Consider the following 6140-nt stretch of genomic DNA (forward strand, 5'->3'; position numbering starts at 1 on the left):
AAAGTAGTCAACTAAAAGCGTTAAACTACAAAATATTCCGCAAAGGCGAAGCGCAAACAGAATTACCGCAGTGTGGTAACACCGTTACCGCAGCGTGGTAATACCCGTTTCAAGCACATATACTATCAGACTAAGCCAAGCAAACATCGGCTCATACTATTGTTTTTGTGAAAAGTGAACTATTGTGAACTTGTATTTTATCGTTTAATTGCTAAACTTTGTATTTGTGATTCGTTAACACCGCAAATAATATGAGTGCTTATGATAAGAAACCTGTCTTTCTAATTGCTTTGGCTCTTCTCGTAGCATGCACATCGTGCGGACACGACGACCCCGACGACCCCGACGTGCCACCTACGCCCACCGAGCCAGACAAGCCCGCGGCACAGATACCTATAAATATCAGCGCCACGATAACCCGCGCCACGGAGGAGGCGTTCGAGAGTGGCGACCGTATAGGGCTGTTCGTTGTCAACCGCAATGCAGACGGCAGCGCGGCGACGCTGAAACCCTTGGGCAATCACCTCGACAACATGCCGTACACCTATACCACGACATGGAACGCAGAAAAGACAGTATACTGGAAGGACGCTCAGACGCATGCCGACTTCTATATGTATTATCCCTACACGCAGACGGTGGCAAGCGTGAGCGCCATGCCGTTCGGCGTCAGTGCCGACCAAAGCAGTCTGGGCGCATACAAGTCGTCCGACCTTATCGTAGGCTCCACGCTCGACGCCGCTCCATCGGCATCGCCGGTGAATATCGCGGCACGTCACCTGATGAGTCAGGTGGAGATAGTGCTCAAGGCAGGTGCCGGATATAGCGAAAGCTCACTCGCAGACGCAGATGTGTCGGTGAAGATGAACAATCTTGCCACCTCCGCCACCGTCAACCTCGCCACCTTCACGGTAAGCGTCGTCGGCAGCGTGCGCAGCCTTACACCATATAAGGACGGCGCCGTCTACCGCGCCTTCGTCGTGCCGCAGACCGCCACGGGCAACAACCTCATAACTAAATGTTGCCTGGCGACAGTTTCGTTACGGGTTGCTTCATCGCCGAGCAACCGCTGTATCTGCCGTTCCTTGAGTGTGACGGCGAGCGCACACCGCCGTTCGTAGCGGGTCGCAACGGCGGACTTTCGATAGTTAGGGTTGTTAAAGAATCGTGCTGATGAACGACAAGGAGAAACGACTCACATCAGAATTCGTGGCAGGCTTTGGCGGTGAGTACGGCTTGCAGCTCGACCATCCCAACATCTGCCGCATCATAAGCATGGAGCCGGTAGAATAACTTGGCGAGTGCATCGTCATGGAATATGTAGACCGCGACCATCGACCCTCCGACATCGCCCAGGTAAGGCGCCTACTGGCAGGCAAGAGCAAGTCGTTCGCCGTTGTGAACGCCGTGCTCGTTGCGCTGATTGCGCTGCTGCTTGTTATTATCGGTGTGATGATCAACGCACGCCAAGACGCACGCACAGAAACTGTTGCCGCCGATTCGGTCGCAGCAGATGGCGTGAATAGAGTGGTGGACAGCAATCATTGGTGATTATTGCGTTTGAAAGCGCAATAATCCTTCTTTCTTCAATAATATTCTGCCCGTAACTGCGTTATTAGTTATATGCAATGGACCGACCAAATACGTAGAGTGAAGATATTTCTTGTGCTCGCTGCGGTGATTATCGCCGTGGCATCACTTGTCGTGTCGCATCTCCTCATACGCGACCTCGCCAAGGAGGAACACAACAAGATGGCGGTTTGGGCAGAGGCGATGCGTACGCTGAACAATGCTGACGAGAACACCGACATCAATTTAGTGTTGAAGGTGATAAACGGGAATAATACAATCCCTGTGATTGTACTCGATTCTAATGGTGATGTGCAAGCATACCGTAATATTGACTTGAAGACATGTAAGACAGAAACCGACTCTGTGCAGCGTGTGGAGGAGCTTGGTAAGGAAATGTTACTTGAGCGTCAAGTGATACGCATTACACTTAATGAGGATGCTGATAGTGTGACTCGCTCCGACGATTATATAAATGTCTGCTACGCCGACTCGGTAATGCTGCGCCGACTCGCCTCTTATCCTTATATACAATTGGGTGTGGTGATGATATTCGTCGTCATAGCCATCTTCGCCCTGCTCACGTCGAAACGCGCCGAGCAGAACAAGGTGTGGGTAGGACTCTCGAAGGAGACGGCACACCAGCTTGGTACGCCGATATCGAGCCTCATGGCGTGGACCGAGATACTGAAGGAGACCTACCCCGACGACCCGCTCATACCCGAGATGGACAAGGATGTGAAGCGCCTGCAGCTCATCGCCGACCGCTTCTCGAAGATAGGCTCACTGCCCGAACCTGTGGAGACAAATCTGAAGGAGATAATGCAGCACGTGGTCGACTATATGGACCGCCGCACGTCGCGCAAGGTGCAGATGATATGCCGCTTCCCCGAGGAAGACGTCATAGTGCGCATCAACGCCTCGCTCTTCGAGTGGGTGATAGAAAACCTCTGCAAGAACGCCGTCGATGCCATGGAAGGCGCCGGCACCATCACGCTCACTATACTGAAGGAAGGCGCACGCGCCGTAGTCGAGGTGGCAGACACCGGCAAAGGCATACGCAAGAAGGACATCGGCAACGTGTTCAAGCCCGGATTCACCACGAAAAAACGCGGTTGGGGATTGGGCCTGTCGCTCGCCAAACGCATTGTAGAAGAGTATCATCACGGCAAAATCTACGTGAAAAAGTCGGAATTGGGCGTTGGAACTACCTTTAGAATAGAACTTTTCTGATAATCCGTTGTGTAATTCGCAGAATATTCGTAACTTTGCACACCAAATGTGTAATTTAGAATCGCTTAAGATAGATTTAAAGGAGTTGAACGAGGGTCTCACGACGCTCAATTTCAACTTGGGCGACGCTTATTTCGAGTCATTAGACGAGGACGAAATCAAGCGTGGCTCTGTCAGTGTGTCGTTAAACGTGCGCCGCACGGAGAACTATTTTGAGCTCGACTTCCACACTGCAGGCTCGGTCGTTATTCCGTGCGACCTCTGCCTCGACGATATGGACCAGGACGTGGAAAGCGACGACCGCCTTATCGTCAAGTTTGGAGAAGAATATTCCGAAGACGATGACCTCATCACCGTCGACGAGCGCGAAGGCGTACTCGACGTGGCATGGTTCATCTACGAATTTATAGCACTCAACATTCCCGCTAAGCACGTGCATACACCTGGAAAATGTAACGCGGCGATGATAAAGGTTCTCGAAGAACACTCAGCTACCCGAAGTAGTGGCGAGAATGAAGAGGCAGCGGTAGATCCGCGCTGGAATGGATTAGAAAAATTAAAAACAATAATTAAAGATTAAAGAAAAATGGCACATCCTAAAAGAAGACAGTCAAAGACACGTACACTTAAGAGAAGAACTCATGATAAGGCAGTAGCTCCTACATTGGCAGTATGCCCGAACTGTGGCGCTTACTATGTATACCACACAGTTTGCCCTACTTGCGGTTACTATCGTGGTAAGGTGGCTATCGTAAAGGAAGTTGCTGAATAATTACAATGGGTAAGATACACGCAGTAATCACAGGCGTTGGCGGCTATGTGCCCGACTATGTCCTCAACAACGAGGAGCTGTCGCGCATGGTAGACACCAGCGACGAGTGGATTATGACCCGTGTCGGTATCAAGGAACGCCACATCCTCACAGAGGAAGGTCTCGGCACAAGCTACATGGCGCGCAAGGCAGCCAAGCAGCTTCTGAAGAAGACAGGCGTAGACCCCGATACAATCGATGCGCTCATTGTCACAACAACAACCCCCGACTACAAGTTCCCTTCAACAGCTTCTATCGTCCTTGGCAAACTCGGACTGAAGAACGCTTTCGCCTTCGACCTTGAGGCAGCATGCTGCGGATTCCTCTATTCGCTCGACGTTGCCGCTACTATGATTGAGAGCGGACGCTATAAGAAGATTATCGTTATCGGTGCCGACAAGATGTCGTCGCTCGTTGACTATACCGACCGCGCTACATGCGTGCTGTTCGGCGATGGTGCAGGCGCAGTGCTCGTAGAGGCAACCGAGGAGGAGAACGTAGGCGTACAGAACTCATTCCTGCGCACCGACGGCATCGGACTTCCGTTCCTTCATATGAAGGCGGGCGGTTCGGTTTGTCCGCCGTCTCACTTCACAGTGGACCATCGTTTGCACTACCTCTATCAGGAGGGACGCACAGTGTTCCGCTACGCAGTTACCGATATGGGTAACGACGTCGAGGAAGTGCTCAAGCGCAACGAAATGACTACAGAAGATGTCAACTGGGTTATCCCTCACGAGGCGAACCTCCGCATCATCGAGGCTGTTGCTAAGCGCATCAATCTTCCGCTCGAGAAGGTAGTTGTGAACATACAGCGTTACGGCAATACAAGTGCTGCTACAATTCCTTTGGCATTGTGGGATCACGAGCGTCACTTGAAGAAGGGCGACAACGTTATCTTCACCGCTTTCGGTGCAGGTTTCGTTCACGGCGCTTCTTACTATAAGTGGGGTTACGACGGCTCTACGGTTGCCGATGCACAGTAAATAAATACTTTATTTATAACAAAAGAGCATATATGGCTTGTGAGTATTCACGGCATATATGCTCTTTTTGTGTTTTGGGCTTAAAATAAAGAGATCTAATGTTCGTCAGTATCAGTACTTTTTATTACTTCTGTGTTCTATAAAAGAAAGAAACAAACGGATCTTTAGAGGTCGAAACTTTCGCGATGAGTTAATTCTCATTGATGGTACATTTTGGATTTGAGCTTTTGCTCTTGTTCTCCCAACTCGAATACCGCCAATTTTCGCATACCGGGAACAAGTAGATGGAAGGTTCACGCTCTATGGCGTGAGCCGTTCTGTGCTTGTGCGTATGCGAGGTCACTTGGCGGTAACCTGAGTTTGGACAAGCCACGAACGGTTCCGCCTTTTTTGTATTCCTTTGTAATAACCAACCCTGATAACTAACATTTTCTGACTATACGATGAACATAACATTGTACAATCGCGACGAACTATTTGTCGTTCACCTTGAGTTTGTTGCCTATTTTAAGGCAGAGGATCATTTCTCGCGTGTTTTCTACATTAATGGTACCGATGTATTGCTGCCATTTGGGCTCGCTGATATTTGTGAATACGTATATAAGTGTGACGATACAAGTGTGGCTTTCATGCGTGTAGGTAGGAGTTTGTTTCTTAATTTGCATAACGTCAGTCATGTCAATCTGCTAAAGGAGAAACTGACATTTGTCGACTATTATGGCAAGTCGGTAAGTCTTACTGTGTCCAAGCGTTTGCTTCGTAATGTTGTTGCGCATCTTAAAGGGGAGGATGCGGAGTGTGAGTAGGTTTTACAGTGTGTTTCTGCATTTCACGATGCAACTGATACGTTTGACGAATTATGCGTTTTGGTTCAAAATACTTTTGTTTTTATTTTCCTAAATTTGTAAAGAATTAAAGTTATGTCTTTATAGTATAACATAAAAACGAATTTAAATATTAATAAATTAAACAACTGAAACAATGGAAAAGATTAAGTACATGTTTATGGCAGTGCTTGTGGCACTTGTGAGTATGACCGTTACGTCTTGTAGTGATGATGACGATGATGTTAGCCAACAGAAAAATCCTTCTTCTGTGATTGTAGGAACTTATGCTGGTACACTTCGGCAGCCTGGTGATAATACTGGTGCTCCATGCTATGTGGCTTTTGAAAGACTTTCAAATACAACCGTGATGCTAACAAGATTTATTTGTGAAAAATATGGTATTGATATTAAAAATGTCAATTTTACGATTTCTGAGTCAAATGGTATTTATAAGCTTAATCCAGAATCGAATTTAGTAGTTGATGGTATGTACATTAATGGAGTACTAACCATGACATTCCAAACTGAAGGTGATGATACCTGGATTTTTAATGGTAAAAAGGAAAAGTAGCATTTATTTACAAGAGAGTTAGTTTGCTTCTAATAAAAGAATAGCAAAGATGCTTGTTGTATATCATAACAAGCTCTTTGCTATTTTTGTATTTATAGCCGTTCGCTAAAAATTGTAGTTTAACGCTTTTAGTTGACTACTTT

At 47.7% G+C, this 6140-nt stretch carries 8 protein-coding genes; all 8 read left to right on the forward strand.

All coding sequences use genetic code 11. The annotated features are described in order from the left end of the window. Positions 1-251 precede the first annotated feature (251 nt). The 8 genes from HMPREF0673_RS01385 (at position 252) to HMPREF0673_RS01415 (ending at position 5997) form a co-directional block, all read left to right on the forward strand. The gene (locus HMPREF0673_RS01385) at positions 252-1121 is read left to right on the forward strand and encodes a fimbrillin family protein (protein WP_007897110.1); all 870 of its coding nucleotides are present in this window, start codon (positions 252-254) and stop codon (positions 1119-1121) included. 190 nt (positions 1122-1311) lie between these two features. Then, a complete protein-coding gene (locus HMPREF0673_RS01390) occupies positions 1312-1551 on the forward strand; it encodes a hypothetical protein (protein ID WP_007897114.1) in 240 nt (79 codons plus the stop codon). A gap of 72 nt (positions 1552-1623) precedes the next feature. Then, complete coding sequence (locus HMPREF0673_RS01395; protein ID WP_007897116.1) at positions 1624-2802, forward strand: sensor histidine kinase; 1179 nt, start codon at positions 1624-1626, stop codon at positions 2800-2802. 46 nt (positions 2803-2848) lie between these two features. Then, the gene (locus HMPREF0673_RS01400; RefSeq protein ID WP_007897118.1) at positions 2849-3382 is read left to right on the forward strand and encodes a YceD family protein; all 534 of its coding nucleotides are present in this window, start codon (positions 2849-2851) and stop codon (positions 3380-3382) included. A 6-nt stretch (positions 3383-3388) separates the two neighbouring features. Then, positions 3389-3574: a 50S ribosomal protein L32 gene (gene rpmF / locus HMPREF0673_RS13675; protein WP_021993472.1), complete on the forward strand. Its 186-nt coding sequence runs from the start codon at positions 3389-3391 to the stop codon at positions 3572-3574. 5 nt (positions 3575-3579) lie between these two features. Then, positions 3580-4599 (forward strand): beta-ketoacyl-ACP synthase III, encoded by a 1020-nt coding sequence (locus HMPREF0673_RS01405; RefSeq protein ID WP_007897120.1) that lies wholly within the window; start codon positions 3580-3582, stop codon positions 4597-4599. Between the two features lie 443 nt (positions 4600-5042). Continuing rightward, the gene (locus tag HMPREF0673_RS01410) at positions 5043-5405 is read left to right on the forward strand and encodes a LytTR family transcriptional regulator DNA-binding domain-containing protein (RefSeq protein WP_007897122.1); all 363 of its coding nucleotides are present in this window, start codon (positions 5043-5045) and stop codon (positions 5403-5405) included. Positions 5406-5580: 175 nt separating this feature from the next. Continuing rightward, the gene (locus HMPREF0673_RS01415) at positions 5581-5997 is read left to right on the forward strand and encodes a hypothetical protein (protein WP_007897124.1); all 417 of its coding nucleotides are present in this window, start codon (positions 5581-5583) and stop codon (positions 5995-5997) included. Positions 5998-6140: the final 143 nt, after the last annotated feature.

Origin of the sequence: Leyella stercorea DSM 18206, from assembly GCF_000235885.1 — a bacterium.
Taxonomy (GTDB): Bacteria; Bacteroidota; Bacteroidia; order Bacteroidales; family Bacteroidaceae; genus Prevotella; species Prevotella stercorea.

Excerpts from the sequence above, each read along its gene's own strand:
- HMPREF0673_RS01385 (WP_007897110.1), top strand. The coding sequence starts at position 252 with ATGAGTGCTTATGATAAGAAACCTGTCTTTCTAATTGCTTTGGCTCTT.
- HMPREF0673_RS01390 (WP_007897114.1), top strand. The coding sequence starts at position 1,312 with ATGGAATATGTAGACCGCGACCATCGACCCTCCGACATCGCCCAGGTA.
- HMPREF0673_RS01395 (WP_007897116.1), top strand. The coding sequence starts at position 1,624 with ATGCAATGGACCGACCAAATACGTAGAGTGAAGATATTTCTTGTGCTC.
- HMPREF0673_RS01400 (WP_007897118.1), top strand. The coding sequence starts at position 2,849 with ATGTGTAATTTAGAATCGCTTAAGATAGATTTAAAGGAGTTGAACGAG.
- rpmF (WP_021993472.1), top strand. The coding sequence starts at position 3,389 with ATGGCACATCCTAAAAGAAGACAGTCAAAGACACGTACACTTAAGAGA.
- HMPREF0673_RS01405 (WP_007897120.1), top strand. The coding sequence starts at position 3,580 with ATGGGTAAGATACACGCAGTAATCACAGGCGTTGGCGGCTATGTGCCC.
- HMPREF0673_RS01410 (WP_007897122.1), top strand. The coding sequence starts at position 5,043 with ATGAACATAACATTGTACAATCGCGACGAACTATTTGTCGTTCACCTT.
- HMPREF0673_RS01415 (WP_007897124.1), top strand. The coding sequence starts at position 5,581 with ATGGAAAAGATTAAGTACATGTTTATGGCAGTGCTTGTGGCACTTGTG.